We start from the raw sequence: 22,313 nt of genomic DNA, 5'->3' as shown, positions 1-22,313 counted from the left end.
ACGCTCGTCGAAGCGCGTCGACTCATTCTGGTGACCTTTCGCCCGCCTCCGAGCGCCCCACCGCGCCTCCCCCTCCGCACCGCTCAAGGTGCGCGGAGACGTGCCTTCCTGTCAGAGCTCTCCGCGTCACAGAAGGGCCACTGATCGCCATGACCACCTCTGTGAACCGCAGATCCGTCGTGCGCACCGCCGTCGGCGCCGGGGGCAGTCGCCCTGAGCACGCTGCTCTCTGCGTGCGGGAGCGGCTCACACCAGAAGACGGGGCCGGCACCGAGTCGGCCTCAAGGTGGCGCTTCCCGCACACCTGCCGAACACGTCCCTCCGCCCGCTGTAGTGGGATGAGGAGGGCGAGTGGTGTCGGATCGGCTCACGGCTGCGGCCGGTGGGGGAGTGCTTTGCCGTGAACGGACGCTGCCGCAGCCGTTGCCGGGCTGAAGCAGGTGTTCGGTCAGGCGGTCAGCGCCGCGAGCTCCGCGTTGGCGCGCTCGGTGACCAGGGAGAGGACGCGGCCGGCGGCGGCCAGGTCCTCGGCGGGTATCCCACCCCAGATGCGGGCGGTGATGGGGGCGGTCTCCGCGCCGACGGCCGCGATGAGCTCGCGCCCTGCGTCCGTGGGGCGAAGGTGCGCTCCACTCTCGACGAGCAGCTGCTTGGCCAGCAGCTCGTCGAGAGTGGCGCGGATATCGGCCGGATCGGCCTTGAGGGAGCCCCGGACCTGGGTGACGACATCGTCCGGCGTCTGCGGAGCGTCTGCGTTGATGGCGGCGCGCAGGGCGATCTGCTGCTGGAACGTGATGCCGTGCCGGGCCAGGACGTGCTCCAGGACGCCTCGGGCGGCATAGTGGGCCAGGCCGAGGACGCGGGCGTCGGCGGCGGGTGCAGTGGTGGTCATGGTGTTCTCCCCTGAGTGCTGTCGGCGTTCGGTACGGCTGGAGCGAGAGGTGCGTCGAGCAGCGTCATCAGTTCGTCGGTGAACGCGCGCGTCCGCGGGGCGTCGAGGCCGCCGAACGGCTCCAGGAACTGCTGAAGCAGTTCCTGGACCACCGCGATGGCCTGCCGCGTGACGGCCTGGCCCTGCTCGGTGAGGGAGAGCTGCACGGCGCGTGGGTCGCGGGGGTCGCGGGTGCGCTCGATCAGGCCGGCCGACTCCAGCGCGCGCGCCAGCTTGGAGACGTACAGCGCCTCCAGGCCGGTGTGGTCGGCGAGTCGGCGTTGACTGGGCCGCTCGCCTGCGCGCTGCATGCCGTGCAGCGACGCGACCAGTGAGTACTGCGCGTGGGTGAGGCCCAGCGGAGCCACCGCGCGATCGACCGCGACGCGCCATTTGTTGGCGAGCCGCCATACCAGGAAACCGGGCGTGGGGCCCGGCGAACCCTTGCTCATGGCGAATAGATTACATGGCATCTATGTACATGGCTACTATTTTTCGCTGGATATGACGGCGCACCGCACGCGGCTCCGCGACGGACCGCCGGCCCTTACGAATCCCGGTGCTGACCGGTGACGTGCTCAACTACTCTCGTCCTGGGCCCTTCACCAGCCCGGAAGCGGGGGAGGACGGTATGGAGCCATTGGAACTCCGTCGCGCAGCCGAGGCAGGACGGGCGACCGCCTCGGAGCTGGGCCTCCAGGTCGACGATGTCGTCGTCATCAACGACTCGGACCGCGTCGTACTGCGCCTGGTCCCGTGCGACGTTCTGGCTCGGGTCGCACCTCCGGGGCATCTGCCTGGTTCTGAGTTCGAAGTGGAGGTTGCCCGCCGTCTCGCCGAAGTCGGCGCTCCGGTGGCTGAACTCGAGCCTCGGGTCGACCCTCGAGTTCATGTGCGTGATGCCTTCGCCATCTCGTTCTGGGTCTACTACGAGCCTCTGGGATCGGAGATCCCCCCGGCCGACTACGCGGACGCGCTCATGCGGCACCATGCCGCCCTGCGCCAGATCGATCTGGACGCACCGCACTTCACCGATCGAGTCGCTGGGGCGCTGAGAGAGGTGAACGACCGGGAGCAGTCCCCCGAGTTGCTCGATCATGACCGGGAACTCCTCCGCAACGCACTCAGTGGACTGAGCGCCGCCATCAGCACGGAGCAAGCCGGCGGCCGGCTGTTGCACGGCGAGCCGCATCCGGGCAACCTCCTCAACACGAGGAGAGGGCCGCTTTTCGTAGACCTCGCCACGTGCTGCCGTGGGCCGATCGAGTTCGATCTCGCCCATGCGCCCGAAGAAGTGGGGAAGCACTATGCGGGAGCTGACCACGGCCTGATCGACCGGTGCCGCGCCCTGAGCTGGGCGATGTTCTCGGCCTGGCGCTGGCGCCGAGACGATCAACTGCCTGACCGGGACCACTGGAGAGCGGAGGGGCTCAACCAGGTTCGTGCTGCGCTCGATCGCTGCGGACTGGGCTGAACTCGAGAGGGGCCGCTGGGTCCACAACCGGCAGCTCGATCACACGCTGCTGTTCGGTGAGTCAGAGACACCGCGCGACCTCGGGAGGTACTGCACGCGCCCGGGTGGCCCTGGCGGACGGTCACGAGGATGTGGCGCACGCCCTGACCTACGCCTTCGGTGAGGCAACCTGCCCACAGTGCGAACGGCGCCTTTCCGTCGTCGGACGGGTCGTCGCTCGCTCGAGCCGAGCAGCCGTTCTCTCCGGTTGTGCGGTTGGTCGCGTGGAACCAGGCGCTGGGTCCATCCGTGCGCGGCCCGTCAGCGGCATCGGCGGGCGTTGAGCCGGGCGGCTTGGCGCGTCAGGTGGTCGCGTTCGGCGAGGTTGGGTGCCTTGTGGGCCGCCTCGGCGTAAAGCCGTGCCGCCGTCGCCAGGTCGCCGTCGCGCTCGTGGAGGTACGCCGCCACCGCGGCGTGGCGGGGCAGGGAGGCGTCCAGCGCCGCGAGCGCCGCCAGCCCGGCGCGCGGTCCGTCGGCCTCCGCGACGGCGACCGCGCGGTTGAGCCGCACGACCGGGCTGTCGGTCAGCCGCGTGAGCTCGTCGTACCACTCGACGATCTGCACCCAGTCGGTCTCCTCGGCGGTGGGCGCGTCAGCGTGGAGTGCCGCGATGGCGGCCTGGGCCTGGAACTCGCCCAGCCGGTCGCGGGCGAGGGCGGCCTGCAGGATCCCGACGCCCTCGGCGATCAACGCGGTGTCCCACCGGCCGCGGTCCTGCTCGGCGAGCGGCACCAGGCTGCCGTCGGACGCGGTCCGGGCGGCGCGCCGGGCGTGGTGGAGCAGCATGAGGGCGAGCAGCCCGGCCACCTCGGGGTGGCCGACGGCGGCCGCGACCTGCCGGGTGAGCCGGATGGCCTCGGCGGCGAGGTCGACGTCGCCGGAGTAGCCCTCGTTGAAGACGAGGTAGAGGACGCGCAGCACGGTGGCGACGTCGCCGGGCCGGTCGAAGCGTACGCCGGCGACGGTGCGCTTGGCCCGGCTGATGCGCTGCGCCATGGTCGCCTCGGGCACCAGGTAGGCCGCGGCGATCTGGCGGGTGGTCAGCCCGCCGACGGCGCGCAGCGTGAGCGCGACCGCCGATGCCGGGGTCAGCGAAGGGTGGGCGCACAGGAAGTAGAGCTGGAGCGTGTCGTCCACCGCGGGCGCCGGCCCGGGCGCCGGCTCCTCCTCGACGCGGTCCTCACGCCGGCGGCGGGTGGCGTCCGAGCGGGCCGCGTCGAGGAACTTGCGCCATGCCACGGTGACCAGCCAGCCCTTGGCATCCCGCGGCGGCTCTGCGGGCCAGACGCGGATCGCCTCGACCAGAGCGTCCTGCACGGCGTCCTCGGCCGCCGCGAAGTCGGCTCCGCGGCGGACGAGGACGGTGAGCACGCTTGGCGTGAGGCTCCTGAGCAGGACCTCGTCCATCGGTGACGTCACTCCGTGATGGTGGGCAGCGCCGCCAGGAACGGGCGCACCTCCAGCCACTCGTGGATCGGCTTGCCGCCCGCTCCAGGGGCGGCCGACAGTTCCCCGGCCAGCTCGACGGCGCGCTCGTAGCTGTCGACGTCGATGATCATCCAGCCGGCGATGAGGTCCTTGGTCTCCGCGAACGGTCCGTCGGTGACGGGCGGGCGCCCCTCACCGTCGTAGCGGACCCACGCTCCCTCGGGGGCGAGCGCCTGACCGTCGACGAACTCGCCGGTCTTCTCCAGCCGGGCCGCGAAGTCCTGCATGTACTGCATGTGCGCCGAGATCTCCTCCGGCGTCCACTGGTCCATGGGCACGTTGTTGACCGGGGCCGGAGCGCCGCGGTAGTGCTTCAGCAGAAGGTACTTGGCCATCGGGGGTTCTCCTCGGTGCTCGTGCGACCCATTGTGGTCGCGTTCACCCCGGGGACGGAGCCGGAACCGGGTTCTCGACATCGCCGTCCGATTTTTTTTGGACTCTCATGGATGAGCTTCGGTGAGCCTCGGCGAGCCGTCTCGTGGTGTCCGGGTCCACAGCGGCGTTGGGGCAGTACGGCGTCGCGGGCTGGGACATGCGCCACCTGCTGTGCGCAGCGGTCGGCTTTGCCCTGCTGGTCGTGTCCGCGTCACGACTGCTGCCTCCGGCACCTGGCGTGCCGCGCTCGGCCTGCCCGCGGACCTTTGCCTGGCTGCACGACCCCGTCGGCAGGGTGCGGCAGGCCGGCTACGGCCCCGTCAGCAAGAAACCGGCCACCTTCACCACGGCCGCAGTCGAGAACGCCTTGCTGACGGCACCGCGTCGTCGCTGGTCACGCGCTGGTCCGGGGGCCCGCGGCGCGGCGGAGCCGGTTTGCGATCGCCAGTCCCAGCCCCTCCTCCACGGGCAAGGAGGCGACGATGAGATCACACCCTCGCTGGTCGAACTCGCGCAGGAACCCGTACAGCCCGCGCGCGTAGGCGGCCATCGAACCGGGAACCGTCACCACGGCGTGCGCCTTCACCGGAACATCGGCGAAGGAGGGCGGAAGGAAGACGCCCACCTGGTGCCCCACCTCCTGCGCAGTCTCCGCTTCGGCGACGACCTTCTCCGGCTCGACGAGGACGACCCGAGCACGCGGTGCGTAGTGAGACGGATGCTGGCCCGGCACCCGAATGTGGCTGGTCGAGGGGACCGCAAGCGGGCGCCCCAGCACCGCTTCGAGGTCCTCGCGCGTCACCCCGCCGGGCCGAAGGATGCTCGGGACATCGCCCGTGGCGTCGACGATGGTCGACTCGACGCCGACCTCGCAAGGGCCGCCGTCCAGCACGAAGTCGACAGCATCGCCGAGCTCGGCACGGACATGGTCCGCCGTGGTGGGGCTGACCGAGCCGAAGCGGTTGGCGGACGGGGCCGTGACACCGCCGCCGAAGGCTGACAGCAGCGCGAGTGCGACGGGGTGGTCGGGCACGCGCACGGCCACCGTCTCAAGGCCACCGGTCGCTGCGAGGGGCACGCGGGAACCGCGCCTCAGGACCAGCGTGAGCGGCCCCGGCCAGAAGTGCTCGGCCAGCAGGCGCGCCGCTTGGGGCACGTCCTGGACCCAGTCGTCCAGATGCTTCGCGCCGCCGATGTGGACGATCAGTGGGTGGGACGGCGGGCGTCCCTTGACCTGGAAGATGCGCGCAACAGCGGCGGGGTCCTCGGCGTTGGCGCCCAGTCCGTAGACGGTTTCGGTCGGGAGGGCCACCAGACCGCCGGCGCGCAGCACAGTGGCCGCCTTCTCGATGTCATTGGTTCTCGCCGTCACCCTCGCAATCCTAGGTGCCTCGACGACCGGCGAGGCACGATCTTCGCCCGGCACCTGAAGTGAGGCCGGGCCGTCGGGGCCGGCGGCAGTCGGTAGGCGGTGCCGGCCAGGATGCCGCTCATCGAGGACAGGTCCCGACCCATCTCGATGGCGGGACCCTCCTCGACGGCGGCGGCCGGCAGCCGGTCGTCTGCGAACCACGGGACGGGACGCGCCCGGAGAAGGTTCGGACACCGACGCCTTCGCCGGGCGCCCACGGCCGGGCGGAGCCGCTTCCGGCGGCCGTTGCCGGCCGGACGTACTGTCCACACGGCCAGCTCGGTCAGCCGCTCGATCTGGATGCCCCCCACCGTCAGCGTCTCCGCGAGCTTCGCGAACTGCCGCAGGTGGTCGCTGCCCGAGTGGGCACGCAGGTGCTCCTCGCTCTGCCACACCTCGTGCATCACCAGCAGCCCGGGGTCGTCCAGACCCTGGTGCGGCACGTAGGTGAGGCAACCGTCCTCCTGCCGGGTGGCGGCCACCAGCGCGGGCAGCGCGTCCCGCAGTTCCTGCTCCTTGCCGGGACGCGCCTGCATGCGCGCGACGAGGACGATGGGCCCGGTCTCAGGGTGGGGCATGGGATTCTCCGTAGGTCGTCGGGTGGCCCAGGGGGGCCGGATGCGGCCGTGCACACCCGCGGGGACCGCCGCACGGCCGGCCGCGGTCCGGAACAACTGTCGTCACCGCGGATCGGTCAGACGAATGATGCTTGTTGCTGATGCCCATTGACGCAGGTCACCAGCGCCTGCGGGCAGCATTGCGCGGCCGGGCCGGCATGTACGACGGGCCACGGTGATGCGGGGCCCGTCGGTGGCGGGCGGCTCAGAAGCCGGTGAGAGTGATCTTGCCGATGGCGGTGCCGGACTCCATGACGCGGTGTGCCTCGCGGAGGTTCGCCGCGTTGATCCTGCCGAGGTCCTTCACGGCGGTTGTGGTGATGATGCCCGCGTCCACCAGGCGGGCGATCTGGGTGAGGATGTGCTGCTGCCGGTCCTGGTCGGGAGTCTGGAACATGGAGCGGGTGAACATGAACTCCCAGTGGTAGGAGATGCTCTTGGCCTTCAGCACTCCGATGGGCAGGGAGTCGAAGTCGTCGATGGCGACGATCCTGCCGAAGGGCCGCAGGGTTTCGGCGTAGGCGCTGAGGTTGCCGTCGGTGTTGGCGGTGCTGAACACGTGTGTCAGTCCGTTCGGGGCCACCTCGGCGATCTGGGGGACCAAAGGCTCGCGGTGGTCCACGATGTGCCGCACACCCATGCGGGTGGCGAACTCGACGGTCTCCGGACGGGAGGCGGTGCCGATGACGGTCAGGCTGGTCAGGGCGCGGGCCAGCTGGGCCGTGATGGAACCGACGCCTCCGGCCGCGGCGGTGATCAGCAGGGCGCCGTCCTGGTTCAGTCCGCCGTTCTCCAGGCCGAGGTGTTCGAACAGACCCTCCCAGGCGGTCAGCGAGGTCAGCGGCAGGGCTGCGGCTTCCGTGAAGGACAACGTGGCGGGCTTGAGGGCCACGATGCGCTCGTCGACCGTGTGGTACTCGGAGTTGGCGCCGGCCCGGTCCAGAGCGCCCGCGTAGTACACCTCGTCGCCGGCCTTGAACTTCTCGACCTTCTCGCCGACCGCGACCACGGTGCCCGCCGCGTCCCAGCCGAGCACCTTGATCGCGCCGCCCGGGTCGTTGTTCTGCCGGATCTTGTAGTCGACGGGGTTGACCGCTACGGCTTCGACCTTCACCAGCAGGTCGTGCGGGCCGGGCTCGGGGACGGGCAGTTCCACGTCGACCAGGCTGTCCGCGTCGCTGACGGGGAGGCTCTTGCGGTAACCGACGGCCCGCATGGTGCTCTTGTTCATGGGGAGAATCTTCGCCTTCCGTGTGCTGCTCGAATGGGCAAGTCGTTGTGCACGGGCGCGCCGCCGCGTCGTCGCGTGGCGTGTCACACGGTCTGGGGTTGGTCGTGCTTCGCGAGGTAGCGGTCGGCGGCCTGCAATGGGGTGAGGCCGTCGACGTTGATCAGGGCATCGATCGCATCGATCTCCTCGACACCGTCATCGCCCAGGTGCAGGCTGTTCAGCCGGGCGAGCGCACCCGCCGCCTGCCGACGGGGGAGTGAGCCGCCAGGCGGCTGGGCGGAGCGCGACGCGCCCACCACGTGTCGGCCGCCCGCTCACTCAGGGCCGCGAGGAAGCTGACGATGTCGGCTGTCGACTGGTCGAGCCAGTTCAGGTCCTCGACCAGCAGCACGACGGAACCTCGCGCCGCGGCTTCCTCCAGCAGCTCGAAGCTGGCGAGCCCGGTGATGAAACGGTCGGCCGGTTCCCCCTCCGCTCCGAACGCGACCTTGAGGGTCATGCGCTGGCGCGGCGGCAGAGCGTCGATACGGTCGAGCAGGGGCAGCAGCAGTTCGTGGAACCCCTCGAAACCGGACGCTTCGGCGCCACGGCTACCGTGACAGGAGAGAATCGTGAAGCCTGATGAGGAGCTCGGTGGGCCCCCTGTGTGGTGAGGCGGGTAGGACGAAGCCCGGCGCAGCGCGCCGGGCTTCTGCTTCGCCTTCACGGCCACACCTCGCCCGCATCACCCGGTCGTCGTTGGGTTGTGGGACAGCGATTCGCCGAAGGTCACACCACCCGTGCCGCGGCGATCGGCCGGTCGGCGACCGTCAGCGTCTCCGCCGTGGTCTTGCTGGTGTTGACGCTCCACCGATAGCGCGAGAACTCCCCAGTGGCGTCGGAGGCGTAGAACATCATGTGACCGATGCCGACGCCCTGGAAGTTCTCGCCGGTGACATTGCTGACCATGCGGCTGTCGGGGTACGCCGGGTAGTTGGACAGGCCGTACACGCCGTGCGGGTCGGACGTGCAGTCGATGACCTCGACGGCGTACTGCGTCTCGCCGGTGAAGTCGGCGGTGCCGGTGAAGGTGCCCTTCACCTCGCGGACCATCACGATGTGGCCGGTGTTGTCCGCGACCTGACCGTTGTAGTCGATAGCGATCAGGTCGCCCGGCCGCAGGTCGGTCACCTTGCGGATGCGCCGGAAGCGGGGGCCGGCCGTACCGTCGGCGAAGGCTTTGCGGTAGTCCGCGGCCTCCGGGATGGTGTCCTGGAAGTACTTCGTGAAGTAGTCGTCCGTCGCCCAGCCGTAGGTGTGCTTCAGCACCCGCGTGAGGAAGGACGAGCAGCGGGCGTGGGCGATCCACGTCGTCGGGAGTGCCCCATGTCACGGACGACGGGGAGCCTATCAAGTAAACGTTGTTGGCGCGGGCCGTCCGGCCGCTGATGACGGCGACCTCGTCGGCGGTCAGTGCGCGGCCGTAGGCGCGAACGTCATCGACGGCGCCGTTGAAGCGGTTCGCCGGGGCGCTGTTCCACTTGGCGCGCCCGATGTTGAAGCCTTCCGTCGCAGCCCAGGACAGGGTCGAGTCCGCGCTGCCCTCGAGCGTGCCGTTGACGTAGAGGTGGATCTGCGTGCCGTCCCAGACACCGGCCAGGTGCGTCCAGAGGCCCCGTGTGGCGGGGTTGGCCGCCAGGGCGGAGACCTTGGTGCTCTGGTCGGCGCTGCGCACTTTGAATGCCCATGTGCCGGCTGTGTCGTCGTACTGGAGGAGGAAACGGCTCACCATCGAGCCGTCCTGGCTTACCGCGGTGTACATGGTGGAGAGACTGGCCGCGTCCGAGAGACGCACCCACGCCGAGACCGTGAACGGTGCCGTCGTGTCCAGGACCGAGCCAGTGGCCGCGTACGCGCCCGACGTGCCGTCCAGGCTCAGCTCCCCGCCGGCCCGAAGCGTGGTCCACGTTGCGCCCGAACCGAGGGTGACGGAGTGTTCGTAGCCCGACCTGTCGGCTGCCGTGCCGTCCAGCGGCCAGTGACCGACCAGACCGTCCGGCAGGTGACCGGCCGCCAGCAGACGCTGGTACTGCACCATCTGCTCGGCCTGCAGTACATGCGGCGCCGACACCGGTGTGAACGGTGTGTCCAGTGGCGCCTCGGCCGCAGCCGTACCGGCGCTCTGTACCACGCCCGCCAGCGCTCCGACTCCCACGAGCGCGGCCCCGCCCAGCAATCCGCGTCTGCTCACCACTCCGGCCATCGCGTCCCCCTCCCCTAACAGGCCGATCGTGCTGTGACCGGCCCGCCCTTTGAATGATCGGGATGAGTCTAGCCAGGTGGGCGAACGCGTGGCTGACCGGTCATCCGCTCTCTGCCGCCCAGCAGGCCATCGACAGCGACTGGACCATCCGCACCGCGCGTTCCGCCGTCCTGGCTTCGACGAGACGGTGACCGCCGACGCGACCGACGCCCTGCTCGGCTGGGCCCGCTGGGTCGTCTCCACGCTGCCGGTGACCTTCGAGACGGAGAACTTCGTCGACGCCGACAGGTTCGACGCCGTGCGGGGCGCCACGCTCATCAACGCCGGTCGCGGCTCCGACGTCGCCCTCGCCGCCCCCGCCACGCGATGGACACAGGCGCGGTGCGCACGGCCGCGCTCGACGTGCGGGGTGAGGGGCCGCCCGAATCCGACGACCCGGTCCGGAGACTGCCGCCCACCGTGGTCGCCTCGCACTCAGCGGGCATCACCGCGCCGGGGCACCTGACCCCTGATTCGCCGCCTGCTGGGAGGAGTTGAGCAAAGGCGCCTTCCCGAGCGCGCCGTGGTTCCTGCCCAAGGCTGAAAGGGCCGACGGGCGACGGCTGCCACCGGCTCGGCGATTCTCGTGGACGCCGGCTCGGTGGCCGAGCCGGCGTCAGGGGCTGGTCGCAAAGTGTCACACGGCGTCCAGCTCGGCGATTTCCTCGTCCGTCAGCTTCAGCTCGGCAGCCGCCGCCGAGTCACGGATGGTCTCCGGCCGGCTCGCGCCGGGGATCGGAACGACGATCGGCGACTTCGCGAGCATCCAGGCCAGGCAGACCTGCTGCGGACTCACCCCGTGGGCCTCGGCCACGCGCGCGAACGGTGCGTAGGCGGAGCCCAGTTCGCGCGCACGGGAGATGCCGCCCAGGGGGCTCCACGGCAGGAACGCGATGCCGAGCTCGTCACACAGCTGAAGCTCCGGCTCACTGGAGCGGAAGGCCGGCGAGAACTGGTTCTGGACGGAGACCAGGCGGCCGCCGAGGATCTCGCCCGCCTGCCGGATCTGGTCGGGGTCGGCGTTGGAGATACCGGCCATGCGGATCTTGCCCTCGTCGAGGAGTTCCCGCACCGCACCGACCGATTCGGCGTAGGGGACCTTGGGATCGGGACGGTGGAACTGGTAGAGCCCGATGGCCTCAACGCCAAGGCGGCGCAGGGAGGCTTCACAGGCCTCCTTGATGTGCTTGGGGGAGCCGTCCTGCGTCCAGCTGCCGTCTCCGGGACGCAGGTGGCCACCCTTCGTGGCGACGAGGACATCCCCGCCCAGCGCGTGGGAGGCGAGAGCCTTGGCGATCAGGGTTTCGTTATGACCGACTTCACCGGCGTCCCGGTGATAGGCATCGGCAGTGTCGATCAGCGTCACGCCGGCGTCGAGCGCGGCGTGAATGGTGGCGAGGGAACGTGCCTCTTCGGGGCGGCCCTCGATCGACATGGGCATGCCGCCCAGGCCGATCGCACTGACCTCGACGTCACCGATGCGGCGAGTGTGCATGTGCTCGAGACCTCTTTCGGCTCACGGAGAACTGATGCCGACCAACACCTGCGGCAGGGGCCCTGCGGCAACGTCGGCACAACCCAGCGTCGTGGAGCAGCAGCCAGGGGTCCAATAGAAGAAAGTGAACGCATTCAGCAGCGAGTCATCTGAATGGGGCGACCTTCACAACGCTCACCGATTGCAGCACGAGCCGGACCGCGCACAGCGACCATGCCGCTGGGCGAGATCCGGCTGCGGAACTCTCGCGGCGACGCGGGTGCGTGCACCGCTGCCCGTCAGGCGGTGCTGTCGGCCAGGGTCTCGCGCACCACGATCGCCGCGCGCTCCGCGTCCTCCCGCGAGACGTCCAGGTGGAACACGAACCGGAACTGCGGTCCGCCCGTGCACAGCACACCCCTGGCGGCCAGCCGCTCCACCAGGTCCTGCGGAGTGACGCCCGCGACGGCCCGTGCGAACACCATGTTGGTGCGCGCCGCGCCGACCTCGAGTCCCGGTACGCCGTCGAGGGTTTCGGCGAACAGCGCGGCGTTGGCGTGGTCCTCGGCCAACCGTTCGACGTGGTGGTCCAGCGCGTACGACGCGGCCGCCGCCAGTACTCCCGCCTGCCGCATGCCTCCGCCCAGAACCTTCCTCCACCGCAGGGCCTCACTGATGAATTCCCCGGAACCGAGCAACACCGAGCCCACCGGTGCCCCCAAGCCCTTGCTGAAACACACCGACACGCTGTCGAAGTGTTCCGCGATCTTCCGCGCTCCCTCGTAGGGATCGCCGCCGCCGGCCACCGCGGCGTTGAACAGCCTGGCCCCGTCCAGGTGCGTCGCCAGTCCGTGCTTGCGGGCCACAGCCGTGGCCGATTCCAGATACTCCGGAGCGATCACCATGCCTCCGAACGTGTTCTCCAGACACAGCAGCCGGGTCCGCGCGAAATGCGGATCGTCCGGTTTGACCGCCGCCTCGACGCGCGTGAGGTCGAGTGTCCCGTCCTCCTGGTGCGGCAACGGATGCGGCTGAATCCCGCCGAGCACCGCCGCCCCGCCGCCCTCGTGGGAGTAGACATGTGCGTTCCACCCCGCGATGTACTCGTCACCGCGCCCGCAGTGACTGAGCAGTGCGCACAGATTGCTCTGGGTGCCCGACGAGACGAAGAGCGCGGCGGGGAAGCCGAGCAACTCCGCCAACCGTTCCTGCAAGGCATTCACCGCGGGATCGTCGCCGAACACGTCGTCCCCCACGTCGGCCCGCGCCATGGCGGTACGCATCGGCTCGGTGGGGCGGGTGACGGTGTCGCTCCGCAGGTCTATGACGTTGTCCATGCCTCCTTCCTACCGGGCCACCGTCCGCGGAGCGTCGGCGGGGCGGCCGATCCGCGTCACGTACTGGCCCAAAGACCCGCACAGGCGCGGCGAGGGGAACGGTCAGGACTACTCTCGCAACCCAGTCGCACGCCACGAGCCGCTTCACACCCACGGCCTGCCCGGTCGAGGATCGTGTGACCGGCCCGGTGTGCGAGCTCCCGCCCTGATCCGTCACCGTTGTGCGCACCCGCACGGAACGCGTTGTGCGCACCCGCACCGAAAGCGATCAGCGATGACCCGGCAGCCACGCCCGATCCCCCCGCACCAGGCGCGTCCGCCGATGGGGTGGAACAGCTGGGACTGCTACGGCACCACCGTCACCGAGGACGAGGTGCTCGCCAACGCGGAGTTCATGCGGGACCACCTGCTGGCGCACGGCTGGGACACCGTCGTGGTGGACATCCAGTGGTACGAGCCGACGGCCCGCGCCCACGGCTACAACCCGGACGCACCCGTGGTCCTGGACGCGTACGGCCGCCAGCTCCCGGCGCCGAACCGGTTCCCCTCCGCCGCACAGGGAGCAGGCTTCGCGCCGCTGGCCGGGCGGATGCACGGTCTCGGTCTGCGGTTCGGCCTGCACATCATGCGGGGCATCCCGCGCCGTGCCGTCGCCGCCCGGCTGCCTGTCGCGGGAACCGGCTTCACGGCCGACGAGATCGCCGACACCGGCTCGGTCTGCCCCTGGAACTCCGACAACTACGGCCTGAACCACGACCACCCGGGCGCCCAGGCGTACTACGACTCCCAGGTCGCCCGGTTCGCCGAATGGGGCGTTGACTTCATCAAGGCCGACGACATGCTCTTCCCGTACCACGAGCGGGAGATCGCCGCCTACGCCCGGGCCATCGAGCGTAGCGGGCGGCCGATCGAGCTGAGCCTCTCGCCCGGCACCGACGTCTCGCTGGCCCGTCTGGACCATCTGCGGGAGCACGCCACGATGTGGCGGATCTGCGACGACCTGTGGGACCGGTGGGAGGACGTCGAAGCCCAGTTCGCCCGCACGGCCCGCTGGGCTCCCTGGCAGAGCGAGCGCGGCTGGGCGGACGCCGACATGCTGCCGCTCGGGCATATCGGCATCCGTGCCGAGCGCGGCGAGGACCGGCTGTGCTCCCTCACCCGCGCCGAGCAGACCAGCCTGCTCACCCTGTGGCTGATCTCGCGCTCCCCGCTGATGATGGGCGGCGACCTGCCCACCAGCCCGCCGGAGACCATCGACCTCCTCACCAACGACGAGGCGCTGGACGTGCTGTGGCACAGCAGGGACAACCGGGAGGTCCTGCGCGAGCGGGACCTCGTCCTGTGGACGGCCGGGGACGTGGACGGCCGCACCCGTTACGCCGCGGTGTTCTCCCTGGCCGACGCCCCGAGCCAGGTGGCCGTACCCCTCGGGTCCATCGGCGCGGGCGCCGGCGACCACGTGCGGGAGGTATGGACGCGCAGGGACATCCCGCACGACGGACGTGACCTGCGTCTCGAACTGCCCGCTCACGGCGCGGTCCTGATACGCCTGACTCCGTCCGGCATATCCGCCTGAGCCGAGCCACGGCCGGGGCCGGACAGGCCACGGCGGGCCATCACCCGTCGACGCTGGTTCGGCGGGGTGGGGCCGAAGATCGGGTTGGCCGGCAGTCCGGCCGCGGCCCAGTCGTAGATCCGCGGTCCCTTCGCGCCGTCGCGCAGGACAGCCGCTGTCAGGTGTCACCGGGTGATACGTCGATGAGCTGTCGATGCGCCAGATCCCGGTCAGGACTTGATCCGCTGGGATCTGGGCACGGCGACCGCGCAGCCGACGTCAAGCTGCGCGCGCAGGCGGCGGAAGTGCCGGTCCCGGCCGCAGGCCTCGTCCGCGATTGATCCAGGCGGCGGCAAGCCCCCAACTGCCCCTGCGGACGCCTGAATCGCCGACGTCACGGTGGTCGATGTCCTAGAGTGGGAGCGGGCGGACCAACAGCGAAAGCGGTGGCGGGATCAGGGCCGGCCCAGCCGACCGCTCGGGCGACTCCACCACCGCAGGCAGCCACCGAACACTACTTCTGCGGAGAATGTGACCCGTGGGACCGGAACGCTTCCGCATCGCCGCCGTGCTGGGCACCCGCCAGGGCAGCGGGTATCTCCTGACACCCCGTCTCGTCCTCACCGCCGGACACGTGGTGCAGAACCGCTACCTGGCGAAGGTCGCGGCGCTCGGCGGTGTCGGAGAGGTCGAATGCCGCGTGGTGTGGTCGCGGCACGACCGCGAGTGCGACGCCGCGCTACTGCTGGCCAAGCGAGACCTGATCCCCGCCGAACTCGCCGAGCAGCTGGAGCCGGTGCGCTGGGGCGTGCCCTCGGGACTCGCGCCGATGGAATCCTGCCAGGCCATCGGCTTCCCGCAGATGCAGCGCGACGGCGAGGACGGACTCGACACGGAGCAGATCGTCGGCACGTTCAAGCCCGGTTCGCGCATGGTCCGCTCCCGATACGTACTCGACAGCCCGTACACGCCGCCTCTCGCGCGGACAGAAGGCGCCTCACCGTGGGCGGGCATGTCCGGTGCGGCTCTGTTCGCGCAGGGAACGATCATCGGTGTGGTGGTGGCCGACCCCGTCGACTGGCAGCACGGTCGCCTTGAGGCCGTACGCAGCCGCGTCCTCTTCGGAGACCCGGAGTTCGTGGAGCGGCTGGTGAAACACACCGGTCATCAGCCGACCGTGGACGAACTCACGGATCCCGAGCACAACCCGCACGCCGAGTTCGAGCGCCGGTACGCGGCGTACGTGGCCGAGTTCTACAACGAACTCAGGATTTTCGGGCTCGACTTCAGCCGCCAGGAACACGCGCAGTGGCCGCTGGACACGGCGTATCTGAGCCTGGAGCTGGCGCCCCACCACAGGCGAAGGCCCGGATCGGAGGACACGGTCGGCGAGCCCGGCGGCCGGTTCCACGATCCGGTCGGCGGCGGCCGACAGCGCGTCGAGACGGCGTTCGCACGCCGGACCCGTATCCTCCTGCGCGGCCACGCCGGTTCCGGCAAGACCACCTTGGTGCAGTGGCTGGCTGTGACCGCAGCCCGGCGGGAGTTTCCCCTGGCGCTCGGGCACCTTCAGGGCTGCCTGCCCTTCGTTCTGCCCCTGCGCACCCTCACCCGACGCGACGCGCTGCCGGAACCACAGGACTTCCTCTCCACCGTCGGCAATCCACTGCACTCCCTGCAGCCCGAAGGCTGGGCCGACCAGGTCCTTCAGTCCGGGCGCGGCCTCCTGCTCATCGACGGCGTGGACGAGATCCAGGAGGGCGACCGACAGCGGACCCGGGACTGGCTCAAGCAACTGATCACCCTCTACCCCGACTGCGTCTTCCTGGTGACGACCCGGCCCTCGGCCGTGGACGACGGCTGGCTGAGCAGCCGGCAGTTCACCGAGCTGAACCTGCTGCCGATGAACCGTCAGGACGTCACCGCGTTCATGCATCGCTGGCACCAGGCGGCCGCCCGGACCGTCGAGCGCTCGGATGACCGGGCCCAGCTGGCGGAGTACGAGCAGGTACTGGCCGATGCCCTGCCCCGTAAGAACGACTTGGGCCGCCTTGCGACCAACCCCCTGATGTGCGCGATGATCTGTGCGCTGAACCGCGACCGCAATTCCTACCTGCCACAGAACCGGCTGGAGCTCTACGAGGCCGCGCTGAGCATGTTGCTGGTCCGTCGCGACGTGCAGCGAAGAGTCGCCACGCATCTGCAGATCAACGAGAGCGCACAGCTGTGGCTGCTGCAGCAGCTCGCCTACTGGATGATCCGCAACGGCCATGCCGAGGCCGACCGCTCCAACGTGCTGCGGGTCGTCGCCGACGCTCTGCGCTCGATGCCTCAGGTCGCCGCGCCCGAGCAGGCCGCAGACGTCCTGGACCACCTGCTGCTGCGCAGTGGAATCCTGCGCGCGCCATCTCCCGACACCGTCGAGTTCATCCACCGCACTTTCCAGGACTACCTCGGGTCCAAGGCCGCCGTGGAGGGCCAGGACCTCAACCTGGTGGCCGCGCACGCCCACGAGCCGCAGTGGGAAGACGTGGTGCGGATGGCGGTCGGGCACGCCCGCGCGGACGAACGCGCAATACTGCTGCGTCGCCTGCTGGAACTGGGCGACATGGCCGCCTCACCGCAGCGCGAGCGGCTGCACCTGCTCGCCGCAGCGTGCCTGGAGCACGCGACGGCTCTCGCCCCCGAGGTTCGCGCCGAGGTCGAGAGGCGTGCGGCAGCTCTGGTTCCACCCGAGAGCCCGGCGGACGCCGAGCTGCTCGCTCAGGCCGGAACGGTCGCACTGGACCTGCTTCCCTCACCCGAGGGGCTCACGGCGGGGCAGGCCGGCGCGGTCGTCCGGACCGCCCGACTGCTGGGCGGGGAGCACGCCTATCAGGTGCTGCACTCCTTCCGGGCGCATCCGGACCAGAACGTCCGACAGGAACTCGCGGACGCCTGGGACGGCTTCGACGCCCGGGCATACGCAGAGGGCATCCTCGTCCACACACCGCTCGCGGGAGTGCGCCTCACCGTAAGCAGTTCGGCGCAGCTCTCCGCACTGTCCACGATCGGTTCTGTCCCCGCGCTCGCCTGCGTGGGCGACTTCCCGGCAGAGGCGCTCTCGCCCGTGCTCCGCCGCGCCCGCCCGGACGACTTCACCCTCGATGCCAACGACGTGCTGCGCGGCCTGGAGTTCCTGGCGGTGGAACTGCCGGAGCTCTCCGCGTTGTGCCTTTCCGACTGCGGCGGCCTAACGGACTACTCGGCGCTGCGTCGCCTCCGTATGAACACCGTCGTACTCCGGAACGTGCCAGGCGGCCCCGACCTGTCCCCGTTGCAGGACGTGGAGACACTCCAGGATGCGACCTTTCGATGGGATCGAGGCGGGGCGGCACGCCGCCTCACATTGGCAGACGTCCCCTTTCCGACAGATCTCCGACGCCTCCGGCTCCTCGGCAACCTGGTCGTCGCCGACCTCCATGCCATCCGTCGCTGGCCGCACCTCACCTCGCTCACCCTGTCCGGCGCACCGGTGCCGGCCGAAGAGCTGGCCGCGCTCAGCCGGCTCCCCTCGCTGAAGGACGTGGACCTCGCCATCGAAGACCTCTGCCCATCGGACCTCGCACAGGTGGTCCGTCTGCCCGGCGTCACCGGCGCGCAGGTGACCACCTGTGCGACCGGAGACCTCTGCACCGCAGATCTCCTTCCCCGGATGCTTCCTTCGCTTCAGAAACTCCGCCTGCACGTACAGTTCACGCAGGCAGGCCCCAGGTCGGCGACCGTGGACCTCTCGGCGCTCGCCGGCATCGCCGACGTCTCGGTCACCCTGAGCTGGGCATCCACAGGCGATCTGCGGGTCACCGGAGCCGAGTGCCTGCCGCCTGGTTCGGTACGCCAGGTGCTGAGGTACGACCCCACGGCCGATGCGCCGAAGCCACCGTCTCCGTGGTGGCGCCGCCTCAGCGGCCGGTGACGAAGACGGGACGCGGCGGCATGCCCTAGCGTCGATCATCAGTCAACGACAGGAGGGGCAGTGCCGGACTTCCAGGACATCGAACTCGCCACTGCGGTGAGGGCGATCAGGGACGGGCTGATGCAGGCGGCAGCGGCCGGGGCCGGGGAAGCGGTGCGCTTCGAAGTCGGCCCGATTCAAATGGAGTTCACGGTCGAACTGCGCCGCGAGGCCGGGGCCAAGGGTGGCGTCAAGGCATGGGTGGTCAACGCCGACGCCGATGCGAGGGCCTCCCGGAGCCGTACCCATCGAATCGCCTTCACCCTCACCCCCAAGGACGCCGCCGGGGGCAGCCTGGAAGTCGGCAACGACAACCACGGGGGCACCAGCCGCTTCCACTCCGTGGAGTGATCGCCCTCCTGCGCCGCGGGATCGCCCTTGCGGACTCTGCATGACGCCGTCTGCCCGTGCGTCAGGAGCGGGTCCCCGTCGGTGAACGGCCTACCACGAGGCGGGGAGCAGCAGGCGACGACCACCGGCCCGTCGACGAAGCCGATGGCCGTACTCTCCGCGTATATACACTCAGAGTATATCTCTGGTGTATGGTCCCTCTCATGAGTGTTCCTCTCACCCTGTTGGGGCTGTTGGAGCGGGAGCCGAGCCACGGCTACGACCTCAAGCGTGACTACGACGCGTTTTTCGGCCGCGGCAAGCCGCTGCCGTACGGGCAGGTCTATACGACTCTTGGCCGGTTGGCGCGGGACGGGAAGGTGATTGCCGGCGAGGCGGAACCCGGGGACGGCCCCGAGCGCAAGCGCTACGTGATCACCGAGGCGGGGGCGACGGAGTTCGAGGCCTGGCTCACCGAGCCGGTGGCACCCGAGCCCAATCTGCAGACCGTGCTGTTCACCAAGGTGGTGCTGGCCCTGATGCTCGGGCGGGATGCCCAGCAGTACCTCGACACTCAGCGGGCCGCCCACCTCGAGCGGATGCACGAGCTGACCCAGCTGCGCCGCACCGGCACGCTCGTCGACGCCCTGCTCGCCGACCACGGCCTGTTCCACCTGGAGGCCGACCTGCACTGGATCGAGCTGACCGCGGCCCGGATGGATGCGCTCGCCGAGGCGGTGCGCGCGTGACCGCCCTCATCGAGGCCCGCGACCTCACGCTTTCCTTCGGTGAGACCCCTGCCCTGCGCGGTGCCGACCTGGCCGTCGAGGCCGGCGAAGTGTTCGCCGTGATGGGCCCGAGCGGCTCGGGCAAGTCCACCCTGCTGCACTGCCTGGCCGGCATCCTCATCCCCGACTCGGGCGAAGTGCACTTCGACGGACGCCGCATCGACACCATGAACGAGGATGACCGCAGCGCGCTGCGCCGCGACACCTTCGGGTTCGTCTTCCAGTTCGGCCAGCTTGTCCCCGAGTTGACCGCCGAGGAGAACGTCGCCCTGCCGCTGCTGTTCTCCGGCGTGCGCCGGGCGGCCGCGCTCGCTGAGGCCCGGCCCTGGTTCGCCCGGCTGGGCCTGGACGGCCTGGAGCGGCGTCGCTCCGGGGAGTTGTCGGGCGGTCAGGCGCAGCGGGTGGCACTGGCCCGCGGCCTGGTGACCCGGCCCAAGGTGCTGTTCGCCGACGAGCCGACCGGGGCGCTGGACTCGCTGACCGGCGAGCACGTGATGGACCTGATGGTGGACGCAGCCCACAAGGAGGGCACCACCGTCGTCCTGGTGACTCACGAGCCCCGGGTCGCCGCGTACGCCGACCGGAAGGCAATGGTCCGGGACGGCAAGGCCGGCCTGCTCACGACCGGACGGATCGCCTCATGATCGCCTTTGCCCTCCGCCTGGCGGTCGGCGGCGGCCGGGAGGCGATCGCCCGCCTGGTCATGATCGCCGCCGCGGTGGCCGTGGGGGTCGGGCTGCTGCTGTCGACTTTCGCCAGCATGAACGCCGTCGAACGGACGAACCAGCGCCAGGTGTGGCTCGACACCGGCGCCGAGAGCCGTACGGCATCGGCGGACCCGTTGTGGTGGCGGCCGCACGGGGACTACTACGACGGCAAATCCCTCACCGAGGTCGATGTCGCCGCGACCGGCCCGACCTCTCCCGTCCCGCCCGGCCTGACGCACCTGCCGGCGCCCGGCGAGTACTACGCCTCTCCCGCGCTGGCCGAACTGATCCGCGAGACCCCGACCGACCAGCTGGGCGACCGCTTCCCGGGCCGGCTCGTCGGCACGATCGGCGACGCCGCTCTGCCCTCCCCGGACTCACTGACCGCCGTCATCGGCCGTACCCCGGCGCAGATCAAGGGTGAACCAGGGGCGAGAGAGGTCACCACCATCGCCACTGCCCGGCCACTCTCCTGCGACAACCAGTGCTGGGACAACGCCGTGCGCGGTGACGCCATGACGCTCATCTCCTCCGTGGTGGCCGGCGCGCTGATCTTCCCGGTGCTGATCTTCATCGGCACCGCGACGCGTCTGTCCGCCGCCACCCGCGAGCAGCGCTACGCGGCGATGCGGCTGGCCGGTGCCACTCCCCGGCAGGTGGCGGTGATCTCGGCGGTGGAGTCGACGCTGGCGGCCGCGGCCGGGACAGTGGCCGGTTTCGGGCTCTACGCCGCACTGCGCCCACTGGTCGCCACCATTCCGTTCACCGGGCAGCAGCGGTTCTTCCTCTCGGATCTGACACTCGGCGCACCGCAGGTCCTCGGCGTCGCCGTCGGTGTGCCGGTGGCGGCGGCGATCGCGGCGCGGCTGGCGCTGCGCCGGATCACCATCTCCCCGCTCGGCGTGACCCGCAGGGTGACCCCGCGCCCGCCGCGCGCCTGGCGGCTGATCCCACTCTTGGCGGGCCTGGCCGAGCTGGCGTACTTCATCCACCGCCGCCCGATGACCGGGAACGGTCAGGCGGCGGCCTACCTCCCCGGCTTCCTGGTGGCGATGCTGGGCCTGGTGATCGCCGGGCCGTGGCTGACCATGACCGCTGCCCGGACGGTGGCCCGGCGAACCCGACGCCCGGCCACACTGATCGCGGTGCGCCGGCTCGCCGACGACCCGAAGGCCGGTTTCCGCGCGGTCAGCGGTCTCATCCTGGCCCTGTTCGTGACCACCGCGACGCTCAGCATCATCGGCACCATCAACCACCACCGCGGCACACTCGGCGGCGACCGGCAGACCCGGACGGTGGTGGAGGACGGCGACCCCGGCGAGGCGCCGTTGGCCGGCACCATCCCGACACGGCTGCTCAGCGAGATCCGGACGATTCCGGGCGTCCGCGGCTTGGCCGCCGTGCACGCCAATCCCGGCGGCGTCGGCAAGGTCCTGGTCCCGGGCGATCACCCCCCGTTGGTACCGGCGCTTGTCTCCTGCTCCGATCTGGCGCAGATCCCGATGGTCGGCCGCTGCCCGGCCGGGGCGAGCGTCGCGCCCGTCGACTTCTTCGCCTTCGGCAGCCTGGTCTCGCAGCCGGACCGCCAGTGGCCTGCCGCCGAGATCACCCCGGCCGCCGTCGCAAGGCTGCCCGTGCAACTGGTCTACGTGGCCACGGACGGGTCGACGGCGGCCAGGGAGCGCGTGCGGACCCTGCTCACCATTGCCTATCCGCAGCAGCAGGCCCGTACGGTCGGCGACTGGGGCACTACCCTGCAGCAGGAGCTCGCCAGTTGGCGGCAGCTGGCCAACGTGGTGCTGTTGACCACGTTGCCCATCGCGGGCTGCAGCCTGGCGGTGAGCGTCGTCGCGGGCCTGTCGGACCGCAGGCGCCCGTTCGCGATCCTGCGGCTCTCGGGCGCGCCGCTGCGGCTGCTGCAGCGCGTGGTCGGCCTGGAGAGCGCGCTGCCGCTGCTGGCGGTCTCCGCGATAGCGATCGGCACCGCCTTCGCCGCGTCGGCGATGTTCCTTACCTCGCAGATGCACTACGGCCTGATCTCACCGGACGCGGCGTACTACGCCCTGGTCGCGGTCGGACTGGCCGCCGCGCTCGGGATCATCGCCTCCACCCTGCCCCTGCTCAGACGCATCACCGGCCCCGAAGCCGCCCGCAACGGCTGACGCGCCTCCCGCTACGGCCCCGGATGCCGCGGCGTCCAGGGCCGTAGCAGCGACGGCGAACCGGTGGACGACTGCCCGTCGTCGTGCCGCCGGACCGGCATCGGTGACGCCGTCGAGGG

At 70.5% G+C, this 22,313-nt stretch carries 22 protein-coding genes and 1 pseudogene; 11 read left to right on the top strand and 12 right to left on the bottom strand.

Going from position 1 to position 22,313, the window contains the following annotated elements; all coding sequences use genetic code 11:
- Positions 1 to 448: 448 nt before the first annotated feature.
- Positions 449 to 892 (bottom strand): MarR family transcriptional regulator, encoded by a 444-nt coding sequence (locus ACFYZE_RS28575; RefSeq protein WP_388999975.1) that lies wholly within the window; start codon positions 890 to 892, stop codon positions 449 to 451.
- Positions 889 to 1,383 (bottom strand): MarR family winged helix-turn-helix transcriptional regulator, encoded by a 495-nt coding sequence (locus ACFYZE_RS28570; RefSeq protein WP_388999972.1) that lies wholly within the window; start codon positions 1,381 to 1,383, stop codon positions 889 to 891. The genes ACFYZE_RS28575 and ACFYZE_RS28570 overlap by 4 nt, the downstream gene beginning before the upstream one ends.
- Positions 1,384 to 1,562: 179 nt before the next feature.
- Here ACFYZE_RS28570 and ACFYZE_RS28565 point away from each other — a divergent pair, with 179 nt between their 5' ends.
- A complete protein-coding gene (locus ACFYZE_RS28565) occupies positions 1,563 to 2,405 on the top strand; it encodes a phosphotransferase (protein ID WP_388999969.1) in 843 nt (280 codons plus the stop codon).
- A 300-nt stretch (positions 2,406 to 2,705) separates the two neighbouring features.
- On the opposite strand, the gene ACFYZE_RS28560 is transcribed toward ACFYZE_RS28565, so the two are convergent.
- The 5 genes from ACFYZE_RS28560 to ACFYZE_RS28540 form a co-directional block, all read right to left on the bottom strand.
- A complete protein-coding gene (locus ACFYZE_RS28560; RefSeq protein ID WP_389000130.1) occupies positions 2,706 to 3,851 on the bottom strand; it encodes an RNA polymerase sigma factor in 1,146 nt (381 codons plus the stop codon).
- 8 nt (positions 3,852 to 3,859) lie between these two features.
- Positions 3,860 to 4,267 carry a YciI family protein gene (locus tag ACFYZE_RS28555; protein WP_388999966.1) on the bottom strand — a complete coding sequence of 136 codons (408 nt, stop codon included), beginning with the start codon at positions 4,265 to 4,267 and terminating at the stop codon, positions 3,860 to 3,862.
- A 434-nt stretch (positions 4,268 to 4,701) separates the two neighbouring features.
- The gene (locus ACFYZE_RS28550; protein WP_388999963.1) at positions 4,702 to 5,679 is read right to left on the bottom strand and encodes an L-threonylcarbamoyladenylate synthase; all 978 of its coding nucleotides are present in this window, start codon (positions 5,677 to 5,679) and stop codon (positions 4,702 to 4,704) included.
- Positions 5,676 to 6,296: a putative quinol monooxygenase gene (locus tag ACFYZE_RS28545; protein WP_388999960.1), complete on the bottom strand. Its 621-nt coding sequence runs from the start codon at positions 6,294 to 6,296 to the stop codon at positions 5,676 to 5,678. The genes ACFYZE_RS28550 and ACFYZE_RS28545 overlap by 4 nt, the downstream gene beginning before the upstream one ends.
- A gap of 244 nt (positions 6,297 to 6,540) precedes the next feature.
- Positions 6,541 to 7,566, bottom strand: a complete 1,026-nt coding sequence (locus tag ACFYZE_RS28540) for a zinc-binding alcohol dehydrogenase family protein (protein WP_388999957.1) — start codon at positions 7,564 to 7,566, stop codon at positions 6,541 to 6,543.
- A gap of 98 nt (positions 7,567 to 7,664) precedes the next feature.
- Between ACFYZE_RS28540 and ACFYZE_RS28535 the strand changes: the two genes are divergently transcribed.
- Positions 7,665 to 7,826, top strand: coding sequence for a hypothetical protein (locus ACFYZE_RS28535; protein ID WP_388999954.1), 162 nt, complete (start codon positions 7,665 to 7,667; stop codon positions 7,824 to 7,826).
- On the opposite strand, the gene ACFYZE_RS28530 is transcribed toward ACFYZE_RS28535, so the two are convergent.
- The 3 genes and pseudogenes from ACFYZE_RS28530 to ACFYZE_RS28520 all read right to left on the bottom strand — a co-directional run.
- Entirely contained in the window at positions 7,784 to 8,272 is a 489-nt protein-coding gene (locus ACFYZE_RS28530) for a hypothetical protein (RefSeq protein WP_388999951.1), read from the bottom strand. The two genes, ACFYZE_RS28535 and ACFYZE_RS28530, sit on opposite strands and share 43 nt — an antisense overlap.
- A gap of 62 nt (positions 8,273 to 8,334) precedes the next feature.
- Positions 8,335 to 8,874, bottom strand: a complete 540-nt coding sequence (locus tag ACFYZE_RS28525; RefSeq protein WP_389000158.1) for a hypothetical protein — start codon at positions 8,872 to 8,874, stop codon at positions 8,335 to 8,337.
- 184 nt (positions 8,875 to 9,058) lie between these two features.
- A pseudogene (locus ACFYZE_RS28520) lies at positions 9,059 to 9,643 on the bottom strand (LamG domain-containing protein); the annotation flags it as partial.
- On the opposite strand from ACFYZE_RS28520, the gene ACFYZE_RS28515 reads away from it, so the two are divergent.
- The 3 genes from ACFYZE_RS28515 to ACFYZE_RS28505 are packed head-to-tail and all read left to right on the top strand — an operon-like array spanning position 9,584 to position 10,313.
- Positions 9,584 to 9,826 carry a hypothetical protein gene (locus ACFYZE_RS28515; protein WP_389000156.1) on the top strand — a complete coding sequence of 81 codons (243 nt, stop codon included), beginning with the start codon at positions 9,584 to 9,586 and terminating at the stop codon, positions 9,824 to 9,826. The pseudogene ACFYZE_RS28520 and the gene ACFYZE_RS28515 sit on opposite strands and share 60 nt — an antisense overlap.
- A 44-nt stretch (positions 9,827 to 9,870) precedes the next feature.
- Positions 9,871 to 9,999, top strand: a complete 129-nt coding sequence (locus tag ACFYZE_RS28510) for a hypothetical protein (RefSeq protein WP_388999948.1) — start codon at positions 9,871 to 9,873, stop codon at positions 9,997 to 9,999.
- Positions 9,996 to 10,313, top strand: a complete 318-nt coding sequence (locus tag ACFYZE_RS28505) for an NAD(P)-dependent oxidoreductase (protein WP_388999945.1) — start codon at positions 9,996 to 9,998, stop codon at positions 10,311 to 10,313. The genes ACFYZE_RS28510 and ACFYZE_RS28505 overlap by 4 nt, the downstream gene beginning before the upstream one ends.
- Before the next feature lie 171 nt (positions 10,314 to 10,484).
- Here the strand turns inward: ACFYZE_RS28505 and ACFYZE_RS28500 are convergent, their stop codons facing one another.
- The gene (locus ACFYZE_RS28500; protein ID WP_388999942.1) at positions 10,485 to 11,342 is read right to left on the bottom strand and encodes an aldo/keto reductase; all 858 of its coding nucleotides are present in this window, start codon (positions 11,340 to 11,342) and stop codon (positions 10,485 to 10,487) included.
- 278 nt (positions 11,343 to 11,620) lie between these two features.
- Positions 11,621 to 12,658, bottom strand: coding sequence for a low-specificity L-threonine aldolase (gene ltaE / locus ACFYZE_RS28495; protein WP_388999940.1), 1,038 nt, complete (start codon positions 12,656 to 12,658; stop codon positions 11,621 to 11,623).
- Between the two features lie 322 nt (positions 12,659 to 12,980).
- On the opposite strand from ltaE, the gene ACFYZE_RS28490 reads away from it, so the two are divergent.
- The 6 genes from ACFYZE_RS28490 to ACFYZE_RS28465 all read left to right on the top strand — a co-directional run bounded on the left by ACFYZE_RS28490 (position 12,981) and on the right by ACFYZE_RS28465 (position 22,194).
- Positions 12,981 to 14,234 carry a glycoside hydrolase family 27 protein gene (locus tag ACFYZE_RS28490; protein ID WP_388999937.1) on the top strand — a complete coding sequence of 418 codons (1,254 nt, stop codon included), beginning with the start codon at positions 12,981 to 12,983 and terminating at the stop codon, positions 14,232 to 14,234.
- Between the two features lie 517 nt (positions 14,235 to 14,751).
- Entirely contained in the window at positions 14,752 to 18,168 is a 3,417-nt protein-coding gene (locus tag ACFYZE_RS28485; protein ID WP_388999934.1) for an NACHT domain-containing protein, read from the top strand.
- A gap of 60 nt (positions 18,169 to 18,228) precedes the next feature.
- Positions 18,229 to 18,558, top strand: coding sequence for a trypco2 family protein (locus ACFYZE_RS28480; RefSeq protein ID WP_388999931.1), 330 nt, complete (start codon positions 18,229 to 18,231; stop codon positions 18,556 to 18,558).
- A gap of 203 nt (positions 18,559 to 18,761) precedes the next feature.
- Entirely contained in the window at positions 18,762 to 19,286 is a 525-nt protein-coding gene (locus ACFYZE_RS28475) for a PadR family transcriptional regulator (protein ID WP_388999928.1), read from the top strand.
- Positions 19,283 to 19,969: an ABC transporter ATP-binding protein gene (locus tag ACFYZE_RS28470; protein ID WP_388999925.1), complete on the top strand. Its 687-nt coding sequence runs from the start codon at positions 19,283 to 19,285 to the stop codon at positions 19,967 to 19,969. The genes ACFYZE_RS28475 and ACFYZE_RS28470 overlap by 4 nt, the downstream gene beginning before the upstream one ends.
- Positions 19,966 to 22,194: an FtsX-like permease family protein gene (locus ACFYZE_RS28465; protein ID WP_388999922.1), complete on the top strand. Its 2,229-nt coding sequence runs from the start codon at positions 19,966 to 19,968 to the stop codon at positions 22,192 to 22,194. The genes ACFYZE_RS28470 and ACFYZE_RS28465 overlap by 4 nt, the downstream gene beginning before the upstream one ends.
- Positions 22,195 to 22,313 lie beyond the last annotated feature (119 nt).

Source organism: Streptomyces sp. NPDC001796, from assembly GCF_042892355.1.
GTDB lineage: Bacteria > Actinomycetota > Actinomycetes > Streptomycetales > Streptomycetaceae > Streptomyces.
Note: the sequence above shows the minus strand (reverse complement) of the source record. Positions and strands in the feature narration are given on the sequence as shown.

Coding starts and splice junctions, on each gene's coding strand:
- ACFYZE_RS28575 (WP_388999975.1), bottom strand. CDS start 892: ATGACCACCACTGCACCCGCCGCCGACGCCCGCGTCCTCGGCCTGGCC.
- ACFYZE_RS28570 (WP_388999972.1), bottom strand. CDS start 1,383: ATGAGCAAGGGTTCGCCGGGCCCCACGCCCGGTTTCCTGGTATGGCGG.
- ACFYZE_RS28565 (WP_388999969.1), top strand. CDS start 1,563: ATGGAGCCATTGGAACTCCGTCGCGCAGCCGAGGCAGGACGGGCGACC.
- ACFYZE_RS28560 (WP_389000130.1), bottom strand. CDS start 3,851: ATGGACGAGGTCCTGCTCAGGAGCCTCACGCCAAGCGTGCTCACCGTC.
- ACFYZE_RS28555 (WP_388999966.1), bottom strand. CDS start 4,267: ATGGCCAAGTACCTTCTGCTGAAGCACTACCGCGGCGCTCCGGCCCCG.
- ACFYZE_RS28545 (WP_388999960.1), bottom strand. CDS start 6,296: ATGCCCCACCCTGAGACCGGGCCCATCGTCCTCGTCGCGCGCATGCAG.
- ACFYZE_RS28540 (WP_388999957.1), bottom strand. CDS start 7,566: ATGAACAAGAGCACCATGCGGGCCGTCGGTTACCGCAAGAGCCTCCCC.
- ACFYZE_RS28510 (WP_388999948.1), top strand. CDS start 9,871: ATGAGTCTAGCCAGGTGGGCGAACGCGTGGCTGACCGGTCATCCGCTC.
- ACFYZE_RS28500 (WP_388999942.1), bottom strand. CDS start 11,342: ATGCACACTCGCCGCATCGGTGACGTCGAGGTCAGTGCGATCGGCCTG.
- ltaE (WP_388999940.1), bottom strand. CDS start 12,658: ATGGACAACGTCATAGACCTGCGGAGCGACACCGTCACCCGCCCCACC.
- ACFYZE_RS28490 (WP_388999937.1), top strand. CDS start 12,981: ATGGGGTGGAACAGCTGGGACTGCTACGGCACCACCGTCACCGAGGAC.
- ACFYZE_RS28475 (WP_388999928.1), top strand. CDS start 18,762: ATGAGTGTTCCTCTCACCCTGTTGGGGCTGTTGGAGCGGGAGCCGAGC.
- ACFYZE_RS28465 (WP_388999922.1), top strand. CDS start 19,966: ATGATCGCCTTTGCCCTCCGCCTGGCGGTCGGCGGCGGCCGGGAGGCG.